This window comes from Pseudomonas fluorescens, from assembly GCF_000730425.1.
GTDB classification, from domain to species: domain Bacteria; phylum Pseudomonadota; class Gammaproteobacteria; order Pseudomonadales; family Pseudomonadaceae; genus Aquipseudomonas; species Aquipseudomonas fluorescens_X.
The window spans coordinates 2,927,425-2,952,801 of the sequence record NZ_CP008896.1; the positions used below are offsets into that span (position 1 = coordinate 2,927,425).

A 25,377-nucleotide genomic window follows, 5' to 3' on the forward strand; every position below is an offset into this window, starting at 1 on the left:
TTCAACGCCGCCGCTGCTGCCAGGCAGCGGCCAGGCCGCTCAGGCAGATCACCCCGATCCCGACCACCGTGGTCAGGTCCGGGGTGTGATTGAACACCAGCCAGCCCAACAACCCCGCAAACACGATCTGGCAATAGCCGAATGGCGCCAGCAAGGCCGGCGCAGCGAAGCGGAAGGCCTGGGTCAACATCAAATGCGCGGTCATCCCGCAGGTGCCCAGGGCCAACATCAACAGGCCATGGCCCACGGTCGGTACGTCCCAGAAAAATGGCACCAGCGCACTCATCACCAGGGTATTGCACAGGCCAGCGAAGAAGTTGCTGGTGGTCGGGCTGTCGTATTGGCTGAGAATGCGGGTCAGCAGTTGGTAGAAACAGAAGAACAACGCCGACACCAACGGCAGCAACACCGCCGGGGTGAACAACTCACCGCCCGGGTGCACGATGATGAGCACCCCGACAAAACCGCAGATCACCGCCAGCCACTGGCCGCGTGTCACCTGCTCGCCCAGCAGCGGCACCGACAGGGCCGTCACCAGGATCGGCGCGAGGAAGTTCACCGCCGTGGCTTCCGCCAACGGGATGTAATGCAGGGCTGTGGTAAAGAACAGGCTGGTGCCCAGCAGGCACAAGGCCCTGGCAACCTGCAACAACGGGCGCTTGCTGCGCAGTACACGCAGGCCCGATTGCGGCAGGAAAATCCCCGCCATCAACAACGTATGCACCATATAACGGGCCCACACCACCATCACGATAGGGTAGAAGCCGGCCAGGTATTTGGACAACGCGTCATGGCTGGAAAACAGAAACGTCGCCAGCACAATCAGCACGATGCCCTTGAAGGGATGGTTGACGCCGGAAAGAGGGGTGCTGAGGGTCATTGAATTCTCGTGCGTGACAGGCTGAAATGACCGCCGCAAGCAGTGGCACTCAACACGCTAATCTAGAGCGGGTGGTGCATCGGTCTCAAGAGCATAACCAAACAGCGGGCGATCAGCGCACTAATTCGCCCGAACCCAGTCCAACCCTGCACGCCAGCCTGCCAGTGCATATTTTTTAACCAAGGCCCCCGATGAAAAAAAACCTGTTGATCCTTTCGACCCTCGCCCTGCTAAGCGCCTGCGATAAAGCCCCCGAGGCCCCGAAGCCGGCGCCGCCCTCGGTGCAGGCGACCCTGGTACCGGAAACCCTGCCCACCGACAAATGGGTCGGCCAGTGGGTCGGCGTCGAAGGCCTGCACCTGACTGTCAGCAAGGACGACAGCATTGGCCGCGGGCATTACCTTTTGACCATGCAATACGGCCTGGATACCGATGCCACCGGCACCTTCAAGGGCGAGGCTGGCGAAGGCGGCATCACCTTCAACCGCCCGGACGGCCCGCAAGTGCTGCGCGCCGGCGACGGCGCCGCCACCGGTTTGAAATGGCTGGCCGATAAAAAAGATTGCCTGGTGGTCAATACGGGCGAAGGGTATTGCCGCCAATAACGGCCATACTCAATCACAACCCCCACTGCAGGAGCCGGCTTGCCGGCGATAGCGGCCGATTTAGCGCTGCGGGGCGTCAGGTAACCAACATCATCGTTGACGACCATCGCCGGCAAGCCGGCTCCTGCAAAAACGCGGTGCAAACAAGTACATCAAGAGGATTGCCCCATGCTATGGAAAAAGGGTCGTCGCAGCGACAACGTGGTCGACGCGCGCAATGACAGCGGCGGTGGCGGCGGCATGCGCTTTGGGGGCGGCAAGGGCTTGAGCCTGACCGCCATCGTACTGATCGTCGGCATCGGCCTGCTGACCGGCCAGGACCCGATGCAGATCCTCGGGCAACTGAGCGGCCAGATGACCGAGCAAGCCCCTTCGGTCAGCCCGCAAACCCGCCAGGCACCGCCAGCCAACGATGAGCAGGCAGACTTCGTGCGTGCCGTGCTGGGCGACACCGAAGACACCTGGGGCCAGGTGTTCCAGGAAAACGGCCTGGCCTACAAGAATCCCAAGCTGATCCTGTTTCGTGGGCGAGTAAATTCCGCCTGTGGCGGCGCGACCTCCGCCAGCGGCCCGTTCTATTGCCCGGCCGACCAGCAGGTTTACCTGGACCTGGATTTTTTCCGGGAAATGTCCCAACGCTTCCAGGCGGCCGGCGACTTTGCCCAGGCCTATGTGATTGCCCACGAAGTCGGCCACCATGTACAAACCCTGTTGGGGATTTCATCGAAGATTCAGGTCGCGCGCCAGCAAGGCCGGCAGATGCAAGGCGATGGTGGCCTGCTGGTCCGCCAGGAGCTGCAGGCTGACTGCTTCGCCGGGGTCTGGGCCAATCGTGCGCAAAAGCGCCTGAACTGGCTGGAGCCGGGCGACATCGAAGAGGCGCTGAACGCCGCCAACGCCATCGGTGATGACCGCTTGCAGCAACAGGGCCAGGGCCGTGTGGTCCCCGACTCGTTCACCCACGGCACTTCGCAACAGCGGGTCCGCTGGTTCAAGACCGGGTTTGCCCAGGGCCAGATCAGCCAATGCGACACCTTTTCGGCCAAGAGCCTGTAAATGAATACACGGTACGGATGGCTACTGGGCTTGCTGATCACCGGCTCCAGCGCCACCCTGGCCGCCGGGCAGGCGGTCAAGGTGATCAGCCCCGAACGGTTCACCCTGCAGGCCGGCGACCTGAGCCTGGGCCTGAGCCAGGACTGGCGCCAGCCGCTGCCACAAGTCACCCAGGCGTTGATCATCGTCCATGGCCGGTTGCGCAACGCCCAGACCTACCTCAAAAGCGCCGAAGACGCCGCCGCCCACGCGGGACAAGGCGCCAGCACTCTGGTGATTGCGCCACAGTTTCTCAACGATGCCGATATCCAGCGCCATCACTTGGGCGACAGCGTGCTGCGCTGGCACGGCAATGCCTGGATGGCTGGCGAGGCGTCAATCGGCCTTGGCCAGATCAGTTCCTACGGCGCCCTCGACCAGATCATCAAGCACCTGGGCAACCGCACACTGTTCCCGGCCCTCAAGGAAATAGTCATCGCCGGGCATTCCGGTGGCGGCCAGGTGGTACAACGCTTTGCCCTGACCGCCCATGACCACCCGGCCCTGCAGGCGGCGGGGATCAGCCTGCGCTATGTGATCGCCAACCCGTCGTCCTACGCCTACTTCAGCCCGCAACGACCGGTGCAATTGGCGCCGGCCAGTTGCCCGGATTTCAATGACTGGAAGTACGGCATGCAAAAACTGCCGGCCTACGCCAACGGCCAAAGCCCCGAACAATTGGAAAAAGCCTACGTCGCGCGTGACATCACCTACCTGCTGGGCCAGCAGGACACCGACCCCAACCACCCGGCCCTGGACAAGAGCTGCGCAGCCGAGGCCCAGGGCGCTTATCGGCTGATTCGCGGGCACAACTATTTTGATTACCTCAAGCTGCGACATCCGCAGTTGAGCCAGAGGTTGGTTGAGGTGCCAGGCGTTGGGCATGACGGCGACAAGATGTTTACCTCGCCGCAGGGGCAGGCGGCCCTGTTCCACTAATCCGTCAGACAAAACCCACATTTGATTTTTGATGCTTGGTTTAGATCATCTGGCGCAATGCCGCGCAGTCCCTGGCGTGCCAATCGGCCAATCCCGGCCATGGGTTTTCAGGCAGGTTGACCAACACCGTCTGCGTCCCCGCCGCCCGGCCGCAATCGAGGTCAAAGCGATAGTCCCCCACCATCACCATCTGGCTGGGTGCCACCTCCCAGGCCCGCGCCAGTTTCAGCAGGCCACCGGGGTCCGGCTTGGGCGGGGCGTCGTCACGGCCCAATACATCTTCCACGGCAAAACAGTCCGCCAGGCCGATGGCCTGCAAGGTGATGTGCGCCAACGCCTGAGCATTGCGCGTCAGGATCCCCAGGCGACAGCCCCGTGCCGCCAAGTCCCGAACCAGTTCCACCGCGCCCGTGGCCGCCGTTGAGCCCAGCGCCAGCTCGCGCTCATGTTCCAGCAACCAGGCATGCTTGGCTGCGGCTTCTGCCGCAGGCAATGCCGCCAGGTGGGTGAGGATGTCATCGACAAGCGGGATATCCAGTGCCACGCGGATCGCCGCAAAGTCATGCACGGCCACGGTGAGCGTACCGTCCATATCAAACACCCAGTGTTTGACGTGCGCCAGGCTCACGCCCAGTCCTTGCGATGGCGGATCAAGCCTTCCTGGGTCACCGAGGCCACCAGTTGGCCGGCGCGGTTGTACACGCTGCCACGGGAAAACCCACGGGAATTGCCGGCCCACGGGCTGTCCATGGCGTACAGCAACCAGTCATCGGCGCGCAGGTCGGCGTGAAACCACAACGCATGGTCCAGGCTGGCCACTTGCATATCCTTCTGCCACACGGTCTTGCCATGGGGCAGCAAGGAGGTGGTCAGCAGGCCGAAGTCCGAGGCGTAGGCCAGCAGGTATTTGTGCAACGCCGGCAGGTCGGCCAGGGCGCCATCGGCACGGAACCACACGTATTTGATCGGATCGCTCGGCTGTGGGTTGAACGGGTCCTTCTCAGTCACCGGGCGCACTTCGATCGGCTTGGGGCACAGCAGTTTTTCACGCATGGCTTCGGGAATCAGGTGCGCGCGCTGCTGGGTCAGCTCCAGCTCCGACGGCAGGTTCTCCGGGCCCACCACCACCGGCATGGTGGTCTGGTGCTCGAAGCCTTCTTCGTCGTACTGGAACGAGGCGCTGCAGGTGAAGATCGGGTTGCCCTTCTGGATCGCCGTCACCCGGCGCGTGCTGAAGCTGCCGCCATCGCGTACCCGGTCCACTTGATAGACCACTGGCAGCCCGGCATCCCCAGGGCGCAGGAAATAGCCATGCAACGAATGCACATGCCGCGCTTCTTCGACAGTCTGGCTGGCCGCCGACAGCGACTGGCCCAATACCTGGCCGCCGAACAGTTGGCGAAAGCCCAAGTCCTGGCTGCGACCGCGAAAGAGGTTTTCTTCAATCGGTTCCAGGGTCAGCAAGTCGACCAGATCTTCCAACACTTGGCTCATACACTCTCCTCAGAGCAGCACTGTTTCTACTGTAGGCGCTGGCTTGCCAGCGATGGCCTGCGCAAGGCAATCACGTAAAGCAGAAGGTGCCATCGCCGGCAAGCCGGCTTCCTACAGGGATTTATTCATTATTCCCGCCTGCCTATCCGTGCAGCGTATCCAACCATTGGGCGCGGGTGATGCGGTACAACACATGATGGCGCAGCGGATCATCCGCCGCGAGCCTGGGGTGTTGAAAATCTGCCGCCGGATCGTAATGCATGCCAATGGCCTGCATGACTTTCTGCGACGCCAGGTTGGCCTCGGTGGTGAAGGCCACAATCGCCTCCAGTTGCAGGCGGTCAAAACCACAACGCAATGCGGTCCAGGCCGCCTCGCTGGCGAAGCCCAGGCCCCAGTGCTCGCGGGCCAGACGCCAGCCAATCTCCACCGCTGGGGCGAAGTCAGCTTCAAAGCCGACATTCATCAAGCCCGTCAGGCCGATAAATTCGCCACTGTCTTTGCGCTCCAGAGCCCACAGGCCAAACCCGTACTCGGCAAAATGCCCCCGAATTCGCCCGATCAATGCGGCGCTTTCCAGGCGATCCAGGGGCGCCGGGAAATAACGCATCACCTGCGGATCGGCGCACATCCGGGCAAAGGCCGGCAGATCGCTGTCGCGCCATTGACGCAACACCAGGCGTGCGCTTTCCAACTCCAGTATCGGCTCCATCGTTCCCCCTCCCTTGCCATGTGCGTGAGTGTACAGCGCTGTTAAGATCCGTCGCTGGTTCCTGTCAGAAATTGCCATGCCTTTGCCACTGATCTACCACGACGACTACAGCCCCGAGTTCCCGGCGGATCATCGCTTCCCCATGGTCAAGTTCCGGCTGCTGCGCGATCACCTGGTCGACAGCGGCCTGACCCAGGACAGCCAGCTGCTGCGCCCCGAGTTATGCCCGGCAGACATCCTCGCCCTGGCCCATGAGCCTGGCTATATCGAACGCTATATGAGCGGTGAGTTGTCCCGCGAAGACCAACGGCGCCTCGGCCTGCCCTGGAGCGAAGCCCTGGCCCGGCGTACCGTGCGTGCGGTGGGTGGGTCGTTGCTGGCCGCCGAACAGGCCCTGGAACACGGCCTGGCCTGCCACCTCGCGGGCGGCACCCACCACGCCCATTACGATTACCCGGCGGGCTTTTGCATCTTCAATGACCTGGCGGTGATCAGCCATTACCTGCTGGCCAGTGGGCGGGTCAACCGGGTGCTGATCTTCGACTGCGACGTGCATCAGGGCGATGGCACCGCACGCATCCTCCACGACACGCCGGATGCCATTACCGTGTCCCTGCACTGCGAAAAGAACTTCCCCGCGCGCAAGGCCACCAGCGACTGGGATATCCCGCTGCCCATGGGCATGGGCGATAGCGACTATCTCAAGGTGGTGGACGACGCCCTCAACTACCTGCTGCCGCTCTACCAGCCCGACCTGGTGCTGTATGACGCGGGTGTCGATGTGCACAAGGACGACGCCCTGGGTTATCTCAAGCTGACAGACGCAGGCGTCGCCGCCCGTGACGAAAGCGTCATGCGCCACTGCCTGGGCCGCGATATTCCGGTAATGGGGGTGATTGGTGGCGGCTACAGCAAGGATCGCCCGGCCCTAGCCCGCCGCCACGGCATCCTGCACCACAGCGCCCAGCGGGTCTGGACGTCATCAGGCTGTCATTGAAGTGTGGGCGCGTTACCCACAATGCCTGTGGAACGGCCTGTGGATAACTTGAGCGTAAGCACCTGTGAGGCAGGCATTACTTAGCCTGTAGGAAGATGTACGTTTTTTGATCAGGCAGTTTTACGGTCCTCGGGTAGAATGCTCGGCTTACTTCGCCGAACCGCAGTCAACGCCATGCCCCAGATCCCTGCCCAGCCCCATCACGTCTCTATCATCGGCGGCGGTCCCGCCGGGCTGATGGCCGCCGAAGTCTTGAGCCAGGCCGGGGTCCGAGTCGACCTGTATGACGGTATGCCGTCGGTGGGCCGCAAGTTCCTGCTGGCCGGGGTTGGCGGCATGAACATCACCCATTCCGAGGCCTACCCGGCGTTCCTCTCACGCTATGCCGAACGGGCACCGGACATTGCCCCGCTGCTGCGTCAGTTTGGCGCCGAGGCCTTGTGCGAATGGATCCATGGCCTGGGGATAGAAACGTTTGTCGGCAGTTCCGGACGCGTGTTTCCCACCGATATGAAAGCCGCGCCGCTGCTGCGCGCCTGGCTCAAGCGCTTGCGCGACCAGGGGGTAGTTATCCACACCCGTCATCGCTGGTTGGGCTGGAATGCGGACGGTGGCTTAATTATCCACAGCCCCGATGGCGAGAAAACGGTCCACAGCGATGCCGTACTGCTGGCTCTCGGTGGTGGCAGTTGGCCGCGCCTGGGCTCCGATGGTGCCTGGCTCACGTTGCTGGAAGACAAAGGCGTGCCCTGCGTAGCGCTGCAACCGAGCAACTGCGGCTTCGAGGTGGAAGGCTGGAGCGACTTGATGGTCGGCAAATTCGCTGGCGCGCCGTTGAAAAACGTCGCCATCGGCCTGGGGGATGACAAGCCTCGACTCGGCGAATGCGTGATCACCGCCACCGGCATCGAAGGCAGTTTGATCTACGCCCTGTCGGCGCCGATTCGCGAAGCCATCAACCGCGACGGGGCAGCCACCGTGCATATCGACCTGCTTCCGGGCAAGCCGCTGGACAGGGTACAGGCGGCACTGGCCAAGCCCCGGGGCTCACGCTCAATGAGCAAACATCTGCACAGCCACTTGGGGCTCGATGGGGTAAAGGCCGCGCTGTTGCGCGAATTGGCGCCCGCCGAACATTTCAGCGCCCCACAGCAATTGGCTGCCGATATCAAGGCTCTGCCGCTGACCCTGGTGAAAACCCGGCCAATGGATGAAGCGATCAGCACCGCAGGCGGCGTGCCGTTTGAAGCGCTGGATGAGCGCTTGATGTTCAAGCAATTGCCGGGGGTGTTTTGTGCCGGGGAGATGCTGGACTGGGAGGCACCGACCGGCGGCTATTTGCTGACGGGGTGTTTTGCCAGCGGGCGGGCGGCGGGGCGCGGGGTGTTGGAATGGCTAAAGCACCGGTAGGTGCAGTGGGCTCAGGTCCGCCATCGCAGGCAAGCCAGCTCCCACATTTTGAATGTGTTCACAGATCAAAATGTGGGAGCTGGCTTGCCTGCGATGAGGCCCTGATGGGCGCCCAAAAAATTACTTCTTCTTACGCGGCCCGGTATTGAACACCGGCACCTTGCGCACCGGCTTGATCGACGGCTCTGCCGCCACTTCCCCGCTTTCTACCCACTTGCCCAGGTTGCGCTTGCCGCCACCACCCGAGGTCTTGGGCTTCTTCGGCTTTTTCGGCTTCTTCACCACCTGGCCACTGGCATCGGTGTCCGGCACGCGGTGTTCCGGTTCGAAGCCCGCTTCCATGTTGCGGGTCAGGGTTTGGCGGGTCAGCATCTCGATGGCCGAGAGCATGTTCACCTCATCGGCACACACCAGGGAAATCGCCTCACCGGTGTTGCCCGCCCGTCCAGTGCGGCCGATACGGTGGATGTAATCCTCGGCGACAATCGGCAGGTCAAAGTTGACCACCATCGGCAAATCTTCGATATCCAGGCCACGGGCCGCCACATCGGTGGCCACCAGGATCTGCACATCGCTGGCCTTGAAGCGGTCCAGGGCACGTTGGCGCGTAGCTTGTGGCTTATCACCGTGGATGCCGTCGGCATTGATCCCCAGGCCTTGCAGCTTATCTACCAGCGCATCCACGCCATTGCGGGTCTTGGCGAACACCAGCACCTGCTTCCACTTGCCCTTGCGCATCAGGTGCACAAACAGCTCGGCCTTGCGCTTCTTGTCCACCGGCACCACCCACTGCTTGACGGTGTTGGCGGCAACGTTGCGCGGGCTGACTTCGACGCTCAACGGGTCATTGAGCATCTGCCCGGCCAGCAGGCGGATATCATCGGAGAACGTCGCGGAAAACAGCAGGGTCTGGCGCTTTTTCGGCAGCATGCGGTAGATGTTCGCCAACTCTTCCGAGAAGCCCAGGTCGAGCATGCGGTCGGCTTCATCCAGCACCAGGGTTTGCAACTGATTGAGTTTCAGCGCGTTCTGACGGAACAGGTCGATCAGGCGGCCAGGCGTAGCCACCAGCACGTCGACACCCTTGCGCAGCTTCATCATCTGCGGGTTGATGCTGACGCCGCCGTACACCGCGTAGGTGGTCAGCGGCAGGTGTTCGGCGTACTGGGCAACGCTGGCGTGAACCTGTTCGGCCAACTCGCGGGTGGGGCACAGGATCAGCGCGCGCACCGAGTTGGCGGTGACTTTGGGCCCTTCCAGGGTCAGCCGTTGCAGGAGCGGCACGGCAAAGCCTGCGGTCTTGCCGGTGCCGGTCTGGGCCGCAGCCATCAGGTCACGACCGGCCAACACCGCCGGAATGGCTTGCGCCTGCACCGGCGTCGGGGTCTGGTAGCCAAGCGCCTCAAGGGCGCGCAGCAAGGGTTCGATCAGGCCAAGTGTGGCGAAAGTCATGTGTTTACCGTAGGAAAAATTCAGCGCAAGGGCGTAATGCGCGGCAGTTTACCTTATTTCCGGCTTCGGCTTACGCCACTGGGGCAGGCTGATCAACAGCACTGCGCTGATGATCACGAGCATCGCCAGGGCTTCTTCCAGGCCGATGGTCTCGCCGACAAACACAATCCCCAGCAATACCGCCACGGCCGGGTTGACGTAGGCATAGCTGGTGGCCGCAGCTGGGCGCACGTGCTTGAGCAGGTACATATAAGCGTTGAAGGCGATGATCGAGCCAAACACGGTCAGGTAAGCCAGGGCCAGCCAGCCTTCCACCGGGGGCATCGCCTCCAGGTGCTCGCCCTTGAGGGCGCTGCCGATCAACAGCACCACGCCGGCGACCAGCATTTCGGCGGCGCTGGCCATGGCGCCCTGGGGCAACGGCAAGTGCCGGCTCCAGACCGAACCAAACGCCCAGGAAGCGGCGGCGAACAACAGCAGCCCAGCGCCCAGCGGGCTCGACTGCAGGTTGGAGCCCATATTGAGCATGGCGATACCGATCATCCCCAGAATCACCCCGGCCCATTCCAGACGGGTATTACGCGCGCCCCAGAAATAGCCACAGAGCAAGGTAAACAGCGGCACCGTCGCCACGGCCAGCGCGGCGACGCCGGAGGTCACGCCGGTGTGCTCAGCCACACTCACGGCGCCATTGCCGAACGTCAGCAGCAAGATGCCGATCATGCCAGCGGCTTTCCACTGCCCCCAAGTCGGCGCCGGCACCCCGCGCCAGCGCAAGTAGCCATACATCAGCGCCCCCGCCGTACAAAAGCGGATCCCCGCCAGCATCAACGGCGGCCAGTACTCAACGCCAATGCGGATAACCAGGTAGGTAGAGCCCCAGATCACGTACAACGCAAAAAAAGCGGCGATCAACGGTAAGGGAAAACGACGTGGGCCAGGCATGGGCAGCTCTGCGGCAAGACAAGGGATGGCTATTTTAGGAATCCACACCCGTAAACATAAGTTACAAAACCTGTTTAAAGTGCCCATACACTTTTCAAATCATGGTTATCAGGGCTATAAGCCTTGCATTCGAAAGCCCCCTATTGCCAGAGCCTTATTAATGGACAAATACGACCGCATGCTCCTCAGTGCCCTGCTGGAGGATGGCCGCGCCACCTACGCGCAACTGGCCCGCACGGTAAACCTCTCCGCCCCGGCCGTGGCCGAACGCGTGGCCAAGCTGGAAGCCAGTGGTGTGATCACCGGTTACCAGGCCAAGGTGGATCTGTCCAAAGTCGGTTTGCCGATCCAATGCGTGATCGAACTGCGCCTGACCAACCACGGCAGCCAGAAAGTCTACGACGCCCTGGCCGAAATCCCCGAGCTGACCGAATGCCACCGGGTCACCGGCGACCCGTGCGTGATCATGCAGGCGGCGGTGGGTTCGATGCCGGAATTGGAAAACCTGATCAACCGCGTGGCGAAATTCGGCTTCAGCAAGACCTCGATCATCCTGTCGAGCGCCATCGAGCGGCGGGTGCCGCTGGGGCAGTTGGAAGGGAAGAATGGCGGTGCCTGAACCGCTCCCGTCGCCGGCAAGCCCACTCCCACATGTTGATCGTTGTTGCGCTCTGGAGTGAGATCAGAACCCGCGATGTTTCTTCAGGTGATCGGTGATCTTCGCCGCCGGCACTTTCTGCAGGCTGCACAGCAGATCATGGGACAGCTCGCGCAAGCCGTGGGTGTGGCGCAGTTCCTGGGCCAAGTGGGCGGTAAGGTTGGCTGCCATTTGCGCGTCCGCCATTGCCCGGTGAGCCTTGCCGGTGTGGGGCAACTGGGCGTAGGAAGTCAGGGTGCCGAGTTTGTGGTTCGGTGCGCTAGGCATCAACCGGCGTGCCAGGAGCAGTGAGCAGGCAAATTTTTGCAGGCGGGTACGGCGGATCAGGCCCAGTTCAAAGTCCCAGAACTTCTGGTCGAACGCGGCGTTATGGGCCAGCAGCGGTGTGGTGCCGACGAACTCATTGACCTCGTTCATCACCCGCTCTGCCGGCGGTGCGCTGCGCAGCATGGCGTTGCTGATGCCCGTCAGTTGCTCGATAAACCCCGGCACGCGTACGCCGGCGTTCATCAGGCTCTGGTAGCGATCCACGATCTGGCCGTGCTCCAGGATGACCACGGCGATTTCCGTGGCCCGGCAATGGCTGCTCGGCGAGATGCCGGTGGTTTCAAAGTCGATGACCGCTATACGTTCCAAACCTGTTCCAACCCCATTTGAAAATCTATTTGAGCAACAACGCGCCTTCGATGGGCACGTAGCGGCTGGCCGCGCGGATCAACGAGTTGGCCGTGAGCCCCGGCACACCATAGGCCACGGCCTCGACGCCATGCTTATGAATGATGCGCTCGAGCAGCATGTCGAAGTCGCCATCCCCCGAGGCCAGCACCACTTCGTCGACATGGGCGGCGGCGTCCATGATGTCGATGGTGATGCCTACGTCCCAGTCGCCCTTGGCCGAGCCGTCGCTGCGCTGGATGTACGGCTTGAGCTTCACGGTAAAGCCCAGGTTACGCAGGATCTGCTGGAACTGCTGCTGCTTGCTGTCGCCACGGTCGATGGCATAGGCATACGCCTCGACGATTTGCCCGCGCTGGCTGATATCGGCCCACAAGGCCGCGTAGTTGAAGTGGCAGCCATAGGCCTGGCGCACGGTGTAGTAGAGGTTCTGGACATCGGCGAACACTGCTATTTTTTTCACCGCATATCCTCATGGCCCCGGGGACGTGATGGCCCGTAAAGGCCGCCAGTATGCCAGCGAAGAGGAGGTTTCCGAGAAAAATCAGACCGGGGCGACAGCGCGCCCCGGTTCAGTGAGCATCAGACGAAGGAATCGTCGTCGCCAAAGTAGGAGGAATCGTCGGCATAACCGCCGTCGGCGAAGTTGTCCGTGCTGTCATTGCCGGCGAAACGTTGATCATCGTTGCCCCAGCCACTGTTGTCACTGGCAGGCGCCGGCTCTTCGCGGATGATCTCTTCCACCACCTGCGGCTGCTGGTTATGGCTGAACAGGCTGCTGATGCCTTGTGCCAGCATCACACCACCGGCCACGCCGGCTGCGGTTTTCAAGGCTCCACCGAGAAAGCCACTCCCTGCGGGCGCTGCCTGCTGGGGTTGCTGATAGTTCTGTTGCGGCGCAGGCGCGCTGTTGAAGCCCGGCCGGGTCGGCTCACGCCAACCACCCGCGCCCGATGCCGGCGCGCTGGGCGCAGGCTGCGGCTCACGGGCGCTGCCACCAAAGATGCTCGACAGGAAACCACCACCGCCCGCAGCCGGCTGCGTTGACCTGGCCTGTTGCAATTGATCCTGCAATTGCTGGATGTGCTGCGCCTGCTCCTTGTTCTGCGCATCCAGGCTCTTGATCGCGGCTTCCTGCACCAGAATCGCCTGGGTCATGAAATACCCGGCGGCCGGTTGGCGAGTGATGTGCTCCTTGATCCGCGCTTCTGCCTGGACGTCGCGGGGGGCTGAGTCCGTTTCGGCTTGCTGCAACCGAGAAAACAGTCCATCGATCAGGGTTTGCTCTTCGCTGTTCATGGCGACCTCGTTAGATTGCCGGTAAAAGTCCGCGTCCCGCCCGCAATGGGCAAGGTACGCCACCAGTAATGGGGCTGGCCCGCGGCGTTTCAATGATCTTTACCCAAGGTTTACGTTTGCCGGTGATCGGTTAAAGTGTCCGCTGCTTTTTCCGCCTGCGATGACTTTGATGAATCCGTTGACCGTTCTGCGCGACTCTTTCTACTTTTTCCAGCGCAACCTGGGCGCCATCGTGCAGCTTTGCCTGCCGCTGGTGGTTCTGGAAGCGGTCCTGCAACAAGTGCTCGACCGTTCGCTGGGCCCGGATGCGTTCCCTGGCTACGGCATGTTCGTGGGGTTGCTGGTGTACCCGCTGTACACCGCTGCCCTGATCCTGTTCCTCGACGCCCGCAGCCGTGGCGAGTCGCCTCGCACCGCCGACGTACTGGCCATGGCGCTGGCCCTGTGGCCACGCTATGCACTGTTGACCGCCATGAGCACCCTGCTGATCCTGCTGGGGCTGTCACTGTATTTCCTGCCGGGGCTGTGGTTGATGGTGACACTGGCCTTCGCCGAGTATCTGCTGGTACTGCGCGGCATGCCGGCGCTGGCGGCGATGAAGGAAAGTTTCCGTCTGACCCGGGGGCATTTCCTGCGCATCCTGGTCTGCCTGTTGTGCGTGATGACTCCACTGTGGCTGCTCAAGGGCGCCAGCGTCGCGGCCTGGCCCGACCTGCAGAACCCGCTGCTGGCAGTGCTGATCGACAGCGTCCATAGCTTCTTGCAGTTGTTTACCAGCGTGGTGCTGTTCCGCCTGTTCATGCTGATCGCCGGTGATGCAGACGCCCGCTAACATGCCCCTTGGGCTCCCGGCCACCGCTCGGGTATGCTCGGGGCCTGTCCAGCAGCGCCATAAGGCGAGCCGATGACCCGTTTACTACGAATAACACTGGTGAGCCTGCTGATCCTGGCAGGCCTGCTGACCGCCCTGGTCTACAGCCTGACCTGGCGCCCCGCCGACAAAGAAACCCTGCCTGTAAGCTGCGAGGCCCCGCGCGCGCCGACGCTGCTGCCCGGCCAGGCGCTCAAGGTGATGACCTGGAACGTGCAGTACCTGGCGGGCAAGAACTACGTGTTCTGGTACGACACCCCCGACGGCAGCGGCCCGGACAAACGCCCCACCCTTGAAGACATGGCCTCCAGCCTGGACGAAGTGGCGCGGGTGATCCGTGACGAACAGCCAGACGTGCTCTTGTTGCAGGAACTGGACGAAGACGCCAAGCCGTCCCACTACCAGGACCAACTGGCGCTGCTCCAGGAGCGTCTGGTAGACCTCTACCCATGCAGCGTCCAGGCCTTCGACTGGAAGGCCGATTTCGTGCCCGACTGGCATATTTTCGGCAGCGTCGGCCGCAAGCTGGTGACGCTGAGCCGCTACCAGATCGAACACGCCGAACGCCTGCAACTGCCGGTGGCCTCGGCCAATCTGATCAGCCGCCAGTTCCAGCCCAAGCCTGCCTTGCTGCTCAGCTACCTGCCGCTGAGCGACGGTGGCCAACTGGCAGTGCTCAACACCCGCCTGGACAACCCCGCCCCCGGCCACAGTGCGGTGCGCGAACAAGTGCAGGCAACCATCAAGCTGCTGGATAAATTCGAGAGCCATGGCACGCCCTGGTTGATTGGCGGGGACTTCAATCTGCTGCCGCTGGGGCAATTCCTGCGCTTGGACGCTGGCAAGCGTGGGCAGTATTCGCCGGACAGTGAACTGCATCTGCTGTGGGACAAATACCCGATGGTCCCCAGCAACAGCCAATCCAGCGGGATTGACCGGGCGCAGTGGCTGACTCACTTCCCCAATGACCCAAGCCTCGATGGGCCGGATCGCACGGTGGATTATCTGTTCTATAGCCCGAGGCTGAAGAAGGTGGAGGCGCGGGTGAGGCAGGACGATACGTTGCGTATTTCCAATCACCTGCCGGTGATCGCGCGGTTCCTGCTGCCCGCGGCGCAATAACCCACAACACACAACCCAATGTGAAATAGGGTTTGTGTAGGAGCTGGCTTGCCTGCGCCTACAGTTAGATCTTCATCGGGATTACTTGCGCGGCTTGATCCGCGCAGTCGCCTCCGCCACCAAGGGGTCATCCGGCCAGTAGTGTGAGCTATCAAATTACGTTCCTTCGATTGACACCGCCAAATCGCCCGTAATCCCTACCTATGATGCTATTTCGGCGACTCCCCATTGACCGTCAAACTCACCCCCATTGATTGACAAAAACTGACGCCAATCAAGAGAAGGTTTGACAGGTGTACCAGAGCACGTCAGGTCTTACAGCACAAAATGTTTGACACTGAACATTCGGCCCACTACTCCCGAATGCAATCAAACAGAGTTTGAACCTGCGTCCCTGAGCGCCCGCCATGCCCAGATCTTTTCTTCAGCGCCCCTTGAAAGGGTGACGCACGTCCCCATTTCTCTGTGAACGCCCCCGCAACCTCTTCGCAAGGGAATGCTCACCATCATGACTACTGGGAAGTTGATCGATCGCTTTGAAGGGCCGTCAGGCCGCGCCGTTCTTGAGGAAGTACTGCTTGAGCAGAAGCTGGTACTCGGAAATCAAGACCTAGCACGCCGCCTCGCAGAGGTAGGAACGCTGGAGGAGATCGCTAAGGATGCTGTGCTCATTACCGAGGACGCGGAGGACTCCGAGGTTTATTTCATCATCACAGGGCATTTCCAGGTGAAGGTCCATGATCGTGAAGTCGCAACACGAGGGGGCGGCGATCACGTCGGAGAAATGGCTGCTCTGGTCCCAACAGCGAAGCGCTCTGCTACTGTACTGGCCACCGAGCCCTCGATTGTCTTGAAGGTCAGCGCGGCAGACTTCAAGTCCATTGCGGACGCGTATCCCTCGGTTTGGCGACAGGTCACTCGGCAACTGGTCGATCGACTACACCAGCGAAACGACATGGTGCTTCCTGCCCATCAGTCATCCCACGTATTCATCATTTGCTCGGTCGAGGCACTCCCTATTGCCCGGGCAATCGAGAATAACCTTGAGCACGACAAGTTCTTCGTAAAGACCTGGACACAAGGCGTTTTCCGCGCATCGCAGTACGCCCTTGAAAGCCTCGAAGAGCAACTGGACGAGTGCGATTTTGCCATCGCAATCGCACAGCCGGACGACTCCGTCACAATGCGCGAGGAAACCAAGAATACGCCGCGCGACAACGTCATTTTCGAGCTTGGCCTGTTCGTAGGACGACTTGGCAGGGCACGAACCTTCCTTCTTGAGCCTAGGGGTGACGAGGTACATCTGCCGTCAGATCTGAAAGGGCTGACAACCATCGGATATCGCCTAACGAAAAGTGAAGACCAGCTGCCCTCCAGCCTATCTCCAGCCTGCAATCAGCTACGCACCATTTTCAACAAGCTAGGACCGAAGTAACGGATATCTGTCAACAAGCAAATTTGGCATGCGCTTGCCTACCGCATTGCAGCGCGCCCAATCACCCGAAGGAGTGATCGATGAGCAAGAGCTGGAACCATGATCGCGCTGCAAAACACATAGACCAGAAGATCGCTGATGTTGAGGAAATCACCATCAAGGATTACGTGCGCGACATGTCGTTGGAATCGATTCCTACCAGTACCGCGTACCGCGTGGATGGGGTCCACATGTATGCGGACATCATGAATCTCGAGGACATGCTGAACATCACTGCAGTCGAGGGCACAGAGTGTCACAAGCGCACGCTGCGCTTTCTTGACCAGCACTACCGGGCAGTCAAGCGAATTCTCAACAAGGTTGATGCGCGCCGCGTCGACTTCCACAGTCAGCGGCTGCACTCCCTTTTCACTAAGCCGTACAACACTGAGTCCGGCGCTGAGACCAAGCGTGTTCAACGCGCCGTTGCGACTGCGCAATTGATCATTGACGTGCTTGCAGAGACGGGCGACGACGATGAGCAAATCCCAGCAGCCAAGGTTCGAATTGGCATCGATACCGGCCTAGCTCTTGCTGTAAACAATGGCCGCAGCGGGTACCGCGAACCCTTGTTCCTGGGCGATCCAGCGAACCATGCCGCGAAACTGGCCAGTAATAACAAGGCCAGGGGTATCTATCTGACCAACAATGCTCGTAAGGCCATCGGCCTTGCGGAAAGCGATGAGCCGGAAAAATCTGCCCTAACCGCGATAGAGATCAAGGCATGTCAGGATGCGGCCAAGCTGGATGTCACGTCCGACGAGATCGTCGAGGAGTGGCGTGAGGATCTGAAAAAGAACCCCATTGGCGGTTACCAGTTTTCCCGCCAAACCCCACCCCTGCGTGATATGGACATTTACTCGCTGACTCCGGCCAACTCGAAGCGACAGGAGATGGTGAGCCTCTACGCCGATATTGATGGCTTCACAGCCTACGTGGCCGATCACATCAACGAGAAGACCGACGATGTCGTGCGGACTTTGCATGTCATCCGCTCCGAGCTGGAGCGGGTCGTGACTTCCGACTTCGAAGGGCGCCGGGTGCGCTTCATCGGAGACTGCGTGCAAGCCCTATCCTGTGACGGCACCGCGCATACTACTGACGAAGAGAAGTCAGTATCCGAGGCCACACGGCTAGCAGGTGCACTGCGCAGCAGCTTCAATCTCGCAATTGAGCGGCTGAACGCCGAAGGTATTGAAACCGGCGACCTCGGCCTCGCGATTGGCTTCGATCTGGGCCCAATAGCCGTCACGCGCCTGGGCGCCAAGGGTAATAGAGTTAGGTGCGCTATCGGGCGTAGCGTGATCGAGTCTGAGAAACGCCAATGCGCGTGTTCGGGGGTGGAAACCGCGATCGGGCAAGTAGCTTACGACGCAGCATCGAAAGCTGTGCAGAACCTGTTTGGGAAGAGTCGTAAGACATCACACCTGGACTACAACGAAGCTACCGAAGCCCTGGCAGATGATGGGGACGCATCTGCGAAGCAAGCTCGCTCGGAAGCCTATGCGGGTTCCGCCGCCATCATTCGCGCAGATGAGCGTCAGGTGCAGCCCCACTCCCGCCAGAAAGTAGACGGCAGCCGTTGAGCACAGCGCTCGACCTGATTGCACAGGTCGCCCCAGATTTCGGGGGTACCTGTGTAACATCCGTTCCGCAGACAGCAACGCTTGATCTTCCGATTCGGCTGGTGGACGGGAGAACGCTCCCCTACAAGCTGCATTTACGCCAAGACGGTGAATGGATAGAAGCACGCGAAAGCACACCACATCACTTGCCAGGCTTTTGCCCGGAACGGCACATCAATTATGATGGTACGTTCTGTCTGTTTTACGCGGGCGCCAATCCGCTTCCTGTCTCAGACGAGCCGTCCGCTCGTGCCTGGCTTGAGACAATCTACAAATACCTAAAGCTTCAAGAGCGCGCTCGCACTCTGCGCAGATGGCCGAATGGTTCCGCGTGGGCACACGGCGACGCAGCTCGACATCAACTGCGAGCGCAGAAGGCTGCGAGCGCAATCAGTGGCAAAATCGCTAACGATCTTGCGGTAAATCAGCTAGGGCTCAAGCGCAGAAAGTCCAAAGAGCGACCTATCTTGGATGTGATCTCCGGAACAGTGCCTTTGTTTAGCGTGTGGGAAAAGTCCCGGCGGGTAATCAACCAAAAAAGGCGCTGCTTCTGCGGCCTGTATGGACGCCGCCGTCCTAAACGAATTCGACGCTGCCATGACCATGCAAAGCAGGCTACCGAACTGGCTTTCGCATTGCGGGACTGGGAAGAGGCTGAGCGGCAATATTGGGACTCCATGCACGGCAAGCCTTGCTGTGGTTCCTGCGATAGCTGCCCACTCAGCCCATAAGTCCCGGTGTAATTCGGGCTGGTCCCCAGGCGAGTCGGCATCTGGACTAGCAGCCCGCCGCTCATACCGGGGACGTTTCGTCTGATCAGGCAACTGGCAGGAGCAACAACAGGATCTTAACCCTGAGCAGTCGAAGGCCATGATGACCGGCCGGTACCCCGTTTTTAGTACTTGGCAGAAGTAACGGCCAGGCCACGGGGGCCTACCTCAAGATGCTCCTAAAAGAGAAAATAAATTAATGTACGCCAGGGCTTCCAGCCCCTCCCCTTCGAACATAACATCACGTCACGTTACAAACCTAAGCCAGGTGCCCATGCCTATGAAAACTAGCAATCGCGTTGTGATCGAGGTTGATCCTGCCCAAAAGCAGCAGATCTACGCCGCACTCAAGGCGCGTGGGTTGACCATGCGTGAGTGGTTTCTGCAGCAGGTGAGTCAGGAGCTTTCCATTCCGCAGCCCACCCCACCCTCCAGTCAGTCGAGCAACGATTAAGTATTTCTCAGGGAGTCGAGCAGATGCTCAAGACAGTCAAGCAGGCATGCACATTCAACCCCATCATTCGCGACTACCCAACTAGGCGAAGAGGAAGCCATCAAGCCCTACTGGGTCAATGGCCCTCGCGCGGTCGATCAGGCTGGCTGGAAGAAAATTATCGGGGACAAACCGACCCTGATCATGCTCGATGAGTTGCCGCCCTACCTTGAAAACGCGAGCACTACTGTCATCGGCGGCGGTACGCTGGCTACCGTGAGCACCTACACACTCAGCTGCCTGATGAGCGCCGCTCTGGAGTTACCGCGTTGCTGCATTGTGATTGCCAACCTATCCGGCAGCTATGTGGCTCAGACCAAGGCAATTGCCGAAGCAATCTCTAACCTCCAGCAAGAAGCCAGTCGCCAAGCGAGCACCATCACCCCCGTGCAGTTGGCGGGTACCTGTTCATCCCTAGCGCCTCTCCGCCTTGATGCTGGCAGATTCAGTCTGGCCTCGCGGTTCGACCTACCGAAATATCGGCGGTTACATTGTCCCCAGAGCTTCAGACCCGGCTGTTACCGGCCACGCCTGTCTGGGTAGGGAACGAGTGGTGGAACAGTCGGTTCCGTCGGGCGTTAACCTGCGGAACAGAAACCCATGCGACTTTCAGGTCGCACTGCCGAAATGGTGAGTCGGCCGCGGGAACTGCCCCCGCAGCCGCTCGCAGAACCGTACGTGACACTCTCGCGTCATACGGCTCCCGTTATCCAACCTTGCTGCCCGGTCACTCGCCAGTGATGAAACAGCCGGGGTACCACAGTCCGCATCTTGTCCAGCCATTGGCTAATGCGCCGCTTGCGCCTATGAAGGGCCTTGTATTTTCGTCGGGCCCAGCGTTCAAGCGCGCGGTCAATGTGCTGGAAGATGCCAAGCATGGCTGTCCGATAGAACGAGCCATAGTATTGCCACCACCCCTGTATCACTGGATTGTAGAGCCGAGCCACGTCGACCAGCGTCACGTGGGTTTGGCGATTGAGTCGCCACCTGCGTACCGCTTGCCGCATCCGCTTTAAGGCATCCGCACTCGCTCCCGGAAGGAAGCTCGTGAAGAGCTGGTCTTGTTTGCTGAGCGCCTTCCTCGGCCTAAAGGTGAAGCCGAGGAAGGTAAAGCTCACATGCGGATAACCTGCGCGACGGTTACTGTCCTTGCAGTACACGACTTTCGATTTCTCCGGGTGCATCGTCAAGCCACAGGCAGCCAGCCGTGAAGCAATGGAGCGCATCACGTACTCCGCTTGCTTTCGACTGCGGCAGTGCACCACCGCATCATCGGCGTAGCGGGCAAACGGGCAGTTGGGGCTGGTACGTTGCATCCAGGTGTCGAAGGCATAGTGCATGAACAGATTCATCAGGAGGGGACTGAGCACTCCACCTTGCGGGGTGCCGCGTTCGCGTGGGACGCGCATGCCGTCATCCGTTTCGAACGGCGCAACCAGCCACCGCTCGATGTACAGAAGTATCCAGTCCTCCTTGATGTGCAGGCGCACCGCCTTCATCAGCAACCCATGATTGATCTGATCGAAGGCTGCCTTGATATCAAACTCCACCACCCAGTCGTATCGCCAGCAGCGCTCACGCGTGATCGCCACCGCCTGCTTCGCTGATCGTCCCGGCCGGTACCCATAGGAGTCCGAGTGGAAGATCGAGTCCAGCTCCGGCTCGATGAGAAGCTTGACCACGGTTTGCGCGACACGATCACCAACCGTGGGCACTCCCAGCTTGCGCGTGCCTCCCGATGCCTTGGGAATTTCTACTTGCTTGACCGGAGGCGGGAAGTACGACCCCGACGACATCCGATTCCACAGCTTGTAGAGATTCTTAGACAGATCCCGCTCGAAATCGGCGATGGTTTCATCGTCGATGCCGGCAGCACCGCGGTTGGCCCTGACCTGCTGGTAGGCGTCCCATACCGTGCGTTTCGCTATGTCATAAGGTTTCGCCGAGCTCACGCCACTCATCCCCGGAGGTTGGCAACGCTCGTCGGCCGGATAACGCCGCCCCTTCGCTCCACCTCCATTACAGAGGCTTCATCGCTACTACGGGAAGCTCCGCCCCTCGTTCCAGCATCGGTATTCTTCCTCATGGTGTTGGCCATTTGTCATTTTCCTTCGCATCTGGAACAAGGTTCTCACGTTCCGTACCAAAGCCTGTATGAAGATCATGCCGCCTATACACCGGCTGCCATCGGGTCCGTAAGCAGGTAACGCCCCGACTTGTCCTGAAGCCAGTACTCCACCTCAGTTTCGGCAGCACCTTGGGCATAACGATGCGTCATCGGACGGTTTGCTTTCGCTCATCTTCTCCATACTCACCTGCCATCCTCAGGGATGACTTTTCCTCGGTCGCTCACCACCACACCTTTTGGATGCAGCAGCACCGGGTGGTTTGAAGTCCGCTCCTGCAAGCCGACTTCGGAAGGCCTACTTCCATCTTCGGCACAGCAGCACAGGTCATCTGACCTGTGTTCGTGACACACAATACTGGTTTCCCTTCTTGGTCTGGTGCATTTCCGGGTCGCGCTTGCCGTCCTTGTTCTTGGTCGAACTGGGCGCATTGATCAGCGTTGCATCGACGATGGTGCCCTGGCGCAGCGACAGGCCGCGGTCGCCCAGAGCCATTGATGACAGCGAGGATGCCGGCCGCCAGCTCGTGTTTCTCCAGCAAGCGGCGGAAGTTGAGAATGGTGGTTTCGTCGGGGATGCGCTCCAGGTTCAGCCCGGCAAACTGGCGCAGGATCGTGGTTTCGTACAGCGCTTCCTCCATCGCTGGATCGCTGTAGCCGAACCAGTTCTGCAGCAGATGCACACGCAGCATCGCCATCAACGGGTAGGCCGGACGGCCACCTTCACCCTTCGGATAATGTGGCTCGATCAAAGCAATCAAGCCCTTCCACGGCACCACCCGATCCATCTCGATCAGGAACAACTCCTTGCGGGTTTGCTTGCGCTTGCCAGCGTACTCGGCGTCGGCGAAGGTCATCTGCTTCATCGGGAAACTCGGTGGGTGGAATCCGGGTATTTTGCCAAAATCTGGAAGTCTTCTTCAGAGTTTCCCTAGTGTGCGCTCTCTTGCTTGGATGGCATTACGTTCTGGCCCAACGTTACTGTAGCGAATCCGCAGCAGTATCAATCAAAGCCTCCTGTATCCCGCGTGAAGAAAGACGCTACGTTGCGCCCGTTCTTCCACGGCTTCGCTTGCCGCCCCGCTACGGCAGATTCGAAGTATTCATCGAAATGTCATCCTTTAGAAACAGTGCGTTAACAAGGAATTTCTACCCTTTGCATCGCGAACCGCAATTGTGCGGCCAGCAATATTGCGAAAGGTGATCAAATGACGCCCCATCCGATACAGGACGCCGTGCTGCGGGTCGACCGGTTGAGCGTCGTCTATCCAGGCGGCGTGACAGCCCTACGCGATACCTCGATTGCATTTCGGCGTGGTGAGTTCACCGTGCTGCTTGGTCTCTCGGGCGCAGGCAAGTCGACCTTGCTCCGTAGTCTCAATCGACTCGTCACGCCCACTGGCGGCAGTGTCACCAGCGAACTCGGTGAACTCGGCAGCGGCTCGGCCTTGCGTCAGCATCGTCGGCGTACCGCCATGATCTTTCAGCACCACCAGCTAATCGAACGTCAAAGCGCACTGGCTAATGTGCTTACCGGTCGGCTGGCCTTTCACAACACGCTCCGCTCGCTGTTTCCTCTGCCGCGTGCCGATCAGGAGATTGCGCTCAGTTGCCTCGCTCGGGTCGGTCTGGCAGACAAGGCGCTAAGCCGGGTGGACAAACTGTCCGGTGGCCAGCAGCAGCGGGTAGGCATCGCGCGTGCGCTAGCGCAACAGCCGGCGATCATTCTGGCCGATGAGCCGGTAGCCAGTCTCGACCCGGCCACTTCGGTCCGTGTTCTCGGATTGCTGCGCGACATCTGCAAGGAAGACGGCATCACCGCCATCGTTTCGCTGCATCAACTCGAATATGCCCGCCGCTTCGCCGATCGCGTCGTCGGGCTGGCCGATTCTCAGATCGTTTTCGATGCCGCGCCCTCGGAACTCACCGATGCGCAGCTTGAGCGCATCTATGCAGGCCGCTCTACGACTCAGCCAGCGAATGCTCCGGCTGAACCACCTGTCATGCTCGAACCTTCACTGGAGATGTCCCGATGAAACGCTTATCCGCGCTCTTATTGACTTGCTTGCTGTCCGCTGTTTCAAGTTTGTCCGCCCTAGCGGCCGATGCCGATCCGGATGTGCTAAAGGTTGCCCTGCTGCCGGACGAAAACGCCTCCGAGCTGATCAAGCGTAACCAGCCGCTGAAGGATTATCTGGAAGAGCATCTGGACAAGAAGGTGCAGCTGATCGTAACCACCGACTATTCCTCGATGATTGAGGCGATGCGCTTTGGCCGTATCGACCTGGCGTATTTCGGTCCGCTGTCCTACGTCATGGCCAAAAGCAAAAGCGACATCGAGCCCTTCGCTGCCATGGTCATCGACGGCAAGCCGACCTATCGCTCGGTGATTATCGCCAATGTGGCGTCAGGCGTGAATGAGTATGCCGACCTTAAGGGCAAGAAGATGGCCTATGGTGACCGGGCATCGACGTCCAGCCATTTGATTCCCAAAGCCGTGCTTCTTGAGACGGCCGGTTTGACGGGTGGGCAGGACTACGAACAACATTTTGTGGGCACGCATGACGCCGTTGCCGTCAACGTGGCGAACGGCAACGCCGATGCGGGTGGGCTGTCGGAGGTAATTTTCAATCACGCAGTCGAACGTGGCCTAATCGATCCGAGCAAGGTGAAAGTACTTGGTTACAGCGGCGAATACCCCCAGTACCCCTGGGCGATGCGCTCGAACCTGAGCCCCGAGCTGAAAACCAAGGTGCGGGATGTATTCGTCGGTATCGACGATCCCGAAGTGCTGCGCAACTTCAAGGCCGAGGCCTTCGCGCCAATCACCGACGCCGACTACGATGTGATCCGCAACATGGGATCGCTGCTCGGCCTCGACTTCGCCACGATGTGAGCACCGATATGTCTACTCATTACGACGTGCAGGCGCTGCCTGCAGAGCAACGCGAGCACATCCTTCGAGGCTTCGGCCTCGGTTGGTGGCGCCAGCTGGGGCAGGTGGCGATTGTATTCGGAGTGGTGCTGTTGGCCTGCTGGTACGTGGGGCTGCTCGATGCCACCACGCTGCTGAACGGGCTGCCCTCCATCGCGACCCTGGCAGGCGAGGCCATGCCGCCAGACTTTTCGGGCTATCGAAGCTGGATTCGCCCCTTGATCGACACCTTGGCGATGAGCATCGCCGGTACGGCCATCGCAGTGGTGTTCTCGCTGGTGGTGGCCTTCGTTGCAGCGCGCAATACGGCGCCGCACCCCCTTGTGTTCGGTGTTGCCCGGGTGCTGCTCAATGCCCTGCGGTCGGTGCCGGAGCTGATCATGGGCATCATCTTCGTTGCAGCCGTAGGGTTCGGCGCCTTGCCGGGCGTGCTTGCCCTGGGTCTGCATTCGGTCGGCATGGTCGGCAAGTTCTTCGCCGAGGCCATCGAGCACGTCGACGAAGCGCCGGTGGAAGCCGCTCGGGCGGCGGGGGCTACGCCGATGCAAGTGCTGCTGCACGCGGTTTTGCCACAGGTGACGCCGCAGTTCGCCGACGTGGCGATCTACCGCTGGGAATACAACTTTCGCGCCTCCACCGTGATGGGCATGGTTGGCGCCGGCGGTATCGGCTTCGAACTCATGGGCTCGCTGCGCATCATGCAGTACCAGGAGGTTGCAGCAATCCTGCTGGTCATCCTGGCCATGGTCACGCTAGTAGACGCCTTCAGTGGCGTGCTGCGCAAACGTTTCAAATAGGACA

The 25,377-nt window shown here is 60.6% G+C and carries 25 protein-coding genes and 2 pseudogenes; 16 read left to right on the forward strand and 11 right to left on the reverse strand.

Translation table 11 applies throughout. The features are described 5' to 3' along the window. Nucleotide 1 precedes the first annotated feature (1 nt). Nucleotides 2-880 carry a DMT family transporter gene (locus tag HZ99_RS12900; RefSeq protein WP_038443530.1) on the reverse strand — a complete coding sequence of 293 codons (879 nt, stop codon included), beginning with the start codon at nucleotides 878-880 and terminating at the stop codon, nucleotides 2-4. A gap of 191 nt (nucleotides 881-1,071) precedes the next feature. Between HZ99_RS12900 and HZ99_RS12905 the strand changes: the two genes are divergently transcribed. The 3 genes from HZ99_RS12905 (at nucleotide 1,072) to HZ99_RS12915 (ending at nucleotide 3,519) form a co-directional block, all read left to right on the forward strand. Then, on the forward strand, nucleotides 1,072-1,485 hold the full coding sequence (locus tag HZ99_RS12905; RefSeq protein ID WP_038443531.1) for a hypothetical protein: 414 nt from the start codon (nucleotides 1,072-1,074) through the stop codon (nucleotides 1,483-1,485). Between the two features lie 168 nt (nucleotides 1,486-1,653). Next, nucleotides 1,654-2,541, forward strand: a complete 888-nt coding sequence (locus tag HZ99_RS12910) for a neutral zinc metallopeptidase (protein WP_038443532.1) — start codon at nucleotides 1,654-1,656, stop codon at nucleotides 2,539-2,541. Continuing rightward, nucleotides 2,542-3,519 carry a hypothetical protein gene (locus HZ99_RS12915; protein WP_038443533.1) on the forward strand — a complete coding sequence of 326 codons (978 nt, stop codon included), beginning with the start codon at nucleotides 2,542-2,544 and terminating at the stop codon, nucleotides 3,517-3,519. Nucleotides 3,520-3,559: 40 nt separating this feature from the next. On the opposite strand, the gene HZ99_RS12920 is transcribed toward HZ99_RS12915, so the two are convergent. The 3 genes from HZ99_RS12920 to HZ99_RS12930 all read right to left on the reverse strand — a co-directional run bounded on the left by HZ99_RS12920 (nucleotide 3,560) and on the right by HZ99_RS12930 (nucleotide 5,725). Then, nucleotides 3,560-4,147, reverse strand: coding sequence for an HAD family hydrolase (locus HZ99_RS12920; RefSeq protein WP_038443534.1), 588 nt, complete (start codon nucleotides 4,145-4,147; stop codon nucleotides 3,560-3,562). Further along, the gene (gene tesB, locus HZ99_RS12925; protein WP_038443535.1) at nucleotides 4,144-5,013 is read right to left on the reverse strand and encodes an acyl-CoA thioesterase II; all 870 of its coding nucleotides are present in this window, start codon (nucleotides 5,011-5,013) and stop codon (nucleotides 4,144-4,146) included. Before tesB ends, HZ99_RS12920 begins: the two co-directional genes overlap by 4 nt. A 142-nt stretch (nucleotides 5,014-5,155) precedes the next feature. Then, nucleotides 5,156-5,725, reverse strand: coding sequence for a GNAT family N-acetyltransferase (locus HZ99_RS12930; protein ID WP_038443536.1), 570 nt, complete (start codon nucleotides 5,723-5,725; stop codon nucleotides 5,156-5,158). Nucleotides 5,726-5,801: 76 nt separating this feature from the next. Between HZ99_RS12930 and HZ99_RS12935 the strand changes: the two genes are divergently transcribed. Together HZ99_RS12935 and HZ99_RS12940 are read left to right on the forward strand one after the other, a co-directional pair. Further along, on the forward strand, nucleotides 5,802-6,722 hold the full coding sequence (locus HZ99_RS12935) for a histone deacetylase (RefSeq protein ID WP_038448062.1): 921 nt from the start codon (nucleotides 5,802-5,804) through the stop codon (nucleotides 6,720-6,722). A gap of 174 nt (nucleotides 6,723-6,896) precedes the next feature. Then, complete coding sequence (locus HZ99_RS12940; RefSeq protein ID WP_038443537.1) at nucleotides 6,897-8,132, forward strand: TIGR03862 family flavoprotein; 1,236 nt, start codon at nucleotides 6,897-6,899, stop codon at nucleotides 8,130-8,132. A gap of 120 nt (nucleotides 8,133-8,252) precedes the next feature. On the opposite strand, the gene HZ99_RS12945 is transcribed toward HZ99_RS12940, so the two are convergent. After that, on the reverse strand, nucleotides 8,253-9,584 hold the full coding sequence (locus HZ99_RS12945; protein WP_038443538.1) for a DEAD/DEAH box helicase: 1,332 nt from the start codon (nucleotides 9,582-9,584) through the stop codon (nucleotides 8,253-8,255). A gap of 48 nt (nucleotides 9,585-9,632) precedes the next feature. Further along, nucleotides 9,633-10,529, reverse strand: a complete 897-nt coding sequence (yedA, locus tag HZ99_RS12950; protein ID WP_038443539.1) for a drug/metabolite exporter YedA — start codon at nucleotides 10,527-10,529, stop codon at nucleotides 9,633-9,635. Between the two features lie 160 nt (nucleotides 10,530-10,689). On the opposite strand from yedA, the gene HZ99_RS12955 reads away from it, so the two are divergent. Next, entirely contained in the window at nucleotides 10,690-11,148 is a 459-nt protein-coding gene (locus HZ99_RS12955) for an Lrp/AsnC family transcriptional regulator (protein ID WP_038443540.1), read from the forward strand. A 63-nt stretch (nucleotides 11,149-11,211) separates the two neighbouring features. Here HZ99_RS12955 and HZ99_RS12960 read toward each other — a convergent pair whose 3' ends face one another. The 3 genes from HZ99_RS12960 to HZ99_RS12970 form a co-directional block, all read right to left on the reverse strand. Further along, nucleotides 11,212-11,823 carry a PolC-type DNA polymerase III gene (locus HZ99_RS12960; RefSeq protein WP_038443541.1) on the reverse strand — a complete coding sequence of 204 codons (612 nt, stop codon included), beginning with the start codon at nucleotides 11,821-11,823 and terminating at the stop codon, nucleotides 11,212-11,214. Nucleotides 11,824-11,848: 25 nt separating this feature from the next. After that, nucleotides 11,849-12,325, reverse strand: a complete 477-nt coding sequence (locus tag HZ99_RS12965) for an NYN domain-containing protein (protein ID WP_038443542.1) — start codon at nucleotides 12,323-12,325, stop codon at nucleotides 11,849-11,851. A gap of 119 nt (nucleotides 12,326-12,444) precedes the next feature. Next, complete coding sequence (locus HZ99_RS12970) at nucleotides 12,445-13,161, reverse strand: DUF2076 domain-containing protein (RefSeq protein ID WP_038443543.1); 717 nt, start codon at nucleotides 13,159-13,161, stop codon at nucleotides 12,445-12,447. A gap of 169 nt (nucleotides 13,162-13,330) precedes the next feature. Between HZ99_RS12970 and HZ99_RS12975 the strand changes: the two genes are divergently transcribed. The 7 genes and pseudogenes from HZ99_RS12975 to HZ99_RS29610 form a co-directional block, all read left to right on the forward strand. Continuing rightward, nucleotides 13,331-13,993, forward strand: coding sequence for a YciC family protein (locus HZ99_RS12975; RefSeq protein WP_038443544.1), 663 nt, complete (start codon nucleotides 13,331-13,333; stop codon nucleotides 13,991-13,993). Nucleotides 13,994-14,065: 72 nt separating this feature from the next. After that, entirely contained in the window at nucleotides 14,066-15,154 is a 1,089-nt protein-coding gene (locus HZ99_RS12980) for an endonuclease/exonuclease/phosphatase family protein (protein ID WP_038443545.1), read from the forward strand. Between the two features lie 508 nt (nucleotides 15,155-15,662). After that, nucleotides 15,663-16,589, forward strand: a complete 927-nt coding sequence (gene pycTIR, locus HZ99_RS12985) for a Pycsar phage resistance system effector protein PycTIR (protein WP_010562503.1) — start codon at nucleotides 15,663-15,665, stop codon at nucleotides 16,587-16,589. An 80-nt stretch (nucleotides 16,590-16,669) separates the two neighbouring features. Beyond that, the gene (gene pycC, locus HZ99_RS12990; protein WP_003127475.1) at nucleotides 16,670-18,214 is read left to right on the forward strand and encodes a Pycsar phage resistance system uridylate cyclase PycC; all 1,545 of its coding nucleotides are present in this window, start codon (nucleotides 16,670-16,672) and stop codon (nucleotides 18,212-18,214) included. Next, a complete protein-coding gene (locus HZ99_RS29605; RefSeq protein ID WP_073624886.1) occupies nucleotides 18,211-18,984 on the forward strand; it encodes an E2 domain-associated cysteine-rich protein in 774 nt (257 codons plus the stop codon). The genes pycC and HZ99_RS29605 overlap by 4 nt, the downstream gene beginning before the upstream one ends. A 319-nt stretch (nucleotides 18,985-19,303) precedes the next feature. Then, on the forward strand, nucleotides 19,304-19,477 hold the full coding sequence (locus HZ99_RS29005; protein ID WP_016712140.1) for a hypothetical protein: 174 nt from the start codon (nucleotides 19,304-19,306) through the stop codon (nucleotides 19,475-19,477). Nucleotides 19,478-19,552: 75 nt separating this feature from the next. Continuing rightward, a pseudogene (locus HZ99_RS29610) lies at nucleotides 19,553-19,918 on the forward strand (AAA family ATPase); the annotation flags it as partial. A gap of 290 nt (nucleotides 19,919-20,208) precedes the next feature. On the opposite strand, the gene ltrA reads toward HZ99_RS29610, so the two are convergent. After that, nucleotides 20,209-21,477, reverse strand: a complete 1,269-nt coding sequence (gene ltrA / locus HZ99_RS13000) for a group II intron reverse transcriptase/maturase (protein WP_010562502.1) — start codon at nucleotides 21,475-21,477, stop codon at nucleotides 20,209-20,211. A gap of 519 nt (nucleotides 21,478-21,996) precedes the next feature. Beyond that, nucleotides 21,997-22,507: pseudogene (locus HZ99_RS13005) on the reverse strand (IS5-like element ISPst7 family transposase); the annotation flags it as partial. Between the two features lie 342 nt (nucleotides 22,508-22,849). On the opposite strand from HZ99_RS13005, the gene phnC reads away from it, so the two are divergent. The 3 genes from phnC to phnE are packed head-to-tail and all read left to right on the forward strand — an operon-like array spanning nucleotide 22,850 to nucleotide 25,373. Then, a complete protein-coding gene (phnC, locus tag HZ99_RS13010) occupies nucleotides 22,850-23,677 on the forward strand; it encodes a phosphonate ABC transporter ATP-binding protein (protein ID WP_003118432.1) in 828 nt (275 codons plus the stop codon). Beyond that, nucleotides 23,674-24,537: a phosphate/phosphite/phosphonate ABC transporter substrate-binding protein gene (phnD, locus tag HZ99_RS13015; RefSeq protein ID WP_010562501.1), complete on the forward strand. Its 864-nt coding sequence runs from the start codon at nucleotides 23,674-23,676 to the stop codon at nucleotides 24,535-24,537. The genes phnC and phnD overlap by 4 nt, the downstream gene beginning before the upstream one ends. Before the next feature lie 8 nt (nucleotides 24,538-24,545). Then, nucleotides 24,546-25,373, forward strand: a complete 828-nt coding sequence (gene phnE, locus HZ99_RS13020; protein WP_010466252.1) for a phosphonate ABC transporter, permease protein PhnE — start codon at nucleotides 24,546-24,548, stop codon at nucleotides 25,371-25,373. Nucleotides 25,374-25,377: the final 4 nt, after the last annotated feature.

Excerpts from the sequence above, each read along its gene's own strand:
- HZ99_RS12900 (WP_038443530.1), bottom strand. The coding sequence starts at position 880 with ATGACCCTCAGCACCCCTCTTTCCGGCGTCAACCATCCCTTCAAGGGC.
- HZ99_RS12905 (WP_038443531.1), top strand. The coding sequence starts at position 1,072 with ATGAAAAAAAACCTGTTGATCCTTTCGACCCTCGCCCTGCTAAGCGCC.
- HZ99_RS12910 (WP_038443532.1), top strand. The coding sequence starts at position 1,654 with ATGCTATGGAAAAAGGGTCGTCGCAGCGACAACGTGGTCGACGCGCGC.
- HZ99_RS12915 (WP_038443533.1), top strand. The coding sequence starts at position 2,542 with ATGAATACACGGTACGGATGGCTACTGGGCTTGCTGATCACCGGCTCC.
- tesB (WP_038443535.1), bottom strand. The coding sequence starts at position 5,013 with ATGAGCCAAGTGTTGGAAGATCTGGTCGACTTGCTGACCCTGGAACCG.
- HZ99_RS12930 (WP_038443536.1), bottom strand. The coding sequence starts at position 5,725 with ATGGAGCCGATACTGGAGTTGGAAAGCGCACGCCTGGTGTTGCGTCAA.
- HZ99_RS12935 (WP_038448062.1), top strand. The coding sequence starts at position 5,802 with ATGCCTTTGCCACTGATCTACCACGACGACTACAGCCCCGAGTTCCCG.
- HZ99_RS12940 (WP_038443537.1), top strand. The coding sequence starts at position 6,897 with ATGCCCCAGATCCCTGCCCAGCCCCATCACGTCTCTATCATCGGCGGC.
- HZ99_RS12945 (WP_038443538.1), bottom strand. The coding sequence starts at position 9,584 with ATGACTTTCGCCACACTTGGCCTGATCGAACCCTTGCTGCGCGCCCTT.
- yedA (WP_038443539.1), bottom strand. The coding sequence starts at position 10,529 with ATGCCTGGCCCACGTCGTTTTCCCTTACCGTTGATCGCCGCTTTTTTT.
- HZ99_RS12955 (WP_038443540.1), top strand. The coding sequence starts at position 10,690 with ATGGACAAATACGACCGCATGCTCCTCAGTGCCCTGCTGGAGGATGGC.
- HZ99_RS12970 (WP_038443543.1), bottom strand. The coding sequence starts at position 13,161 with ATGAACAGCGAAGAGCAAACCCTGATCGATGGACTGTTTTCTCGGTTG.
- HZ99_RS12975 (WP_038443544.1), top strand. The coding sequence starts at position 13,331 with ATGAATCCGTTGACCGTTCTGCGCGACTCTTTCTACTTTTTCCAGCGC.
- HZ99_RS12980 (WP_038443545.1), top strand. The coding sequence starts at position 14,066 with ATGACCCGTTTACTACGAATAACACTGGTGAGCCTGCTGATCCTGGCA.
- pycTIR (WP_010562503.1), top strand. The coding sequence starts at position 15,663 with ATGACTACTGGGAAGTTGATCGATCGCTTTGAAGGGCCGTCAGGCCGC.
- pycC (WP_003127475.1), top strand. The coding sequence starts at position 16,670 with ATGAGCAAGAGCTGGAACCATGATCGCGCTGCAAAACACATAGACCAG.
- HZ99_RS29005 (WP_016712140.1), top strand. The coding sequence starts at position 19,304 with ATGAAAACTAGCAATCGCGTTGTGATCGAGGTTGATCCTGCCCAAAAG.
- ltrA (WP_010562502.1), bottom strand. The coding sequence starts at position 21,477 with ATGAGTGGCGTGAGCTCGGCGAAACCTTATGACATAGCGAAACGCACG.
- phnC (WP_003118432.1), top strand. The coding sequence starts at position 22,850 with ATGACGCCCCATCCGATACAGGACGCCGTGCTGCGGGTCGACCGGTTG.
- phnD (WP_010562501.1), top strand. The coding sequence starts at position 23,674 with ATGAAACGCTTATCCGCGCTCTTATTGACTTGCTTGCTGTCCGCTGTT.
- phnE (WP_010466252.1), top strand. The coding sequence starts at position 24,546 with ATGTCTACTCATTACGACGTGCAGGCGCTGCCTGCAGAGCAACGCGAG.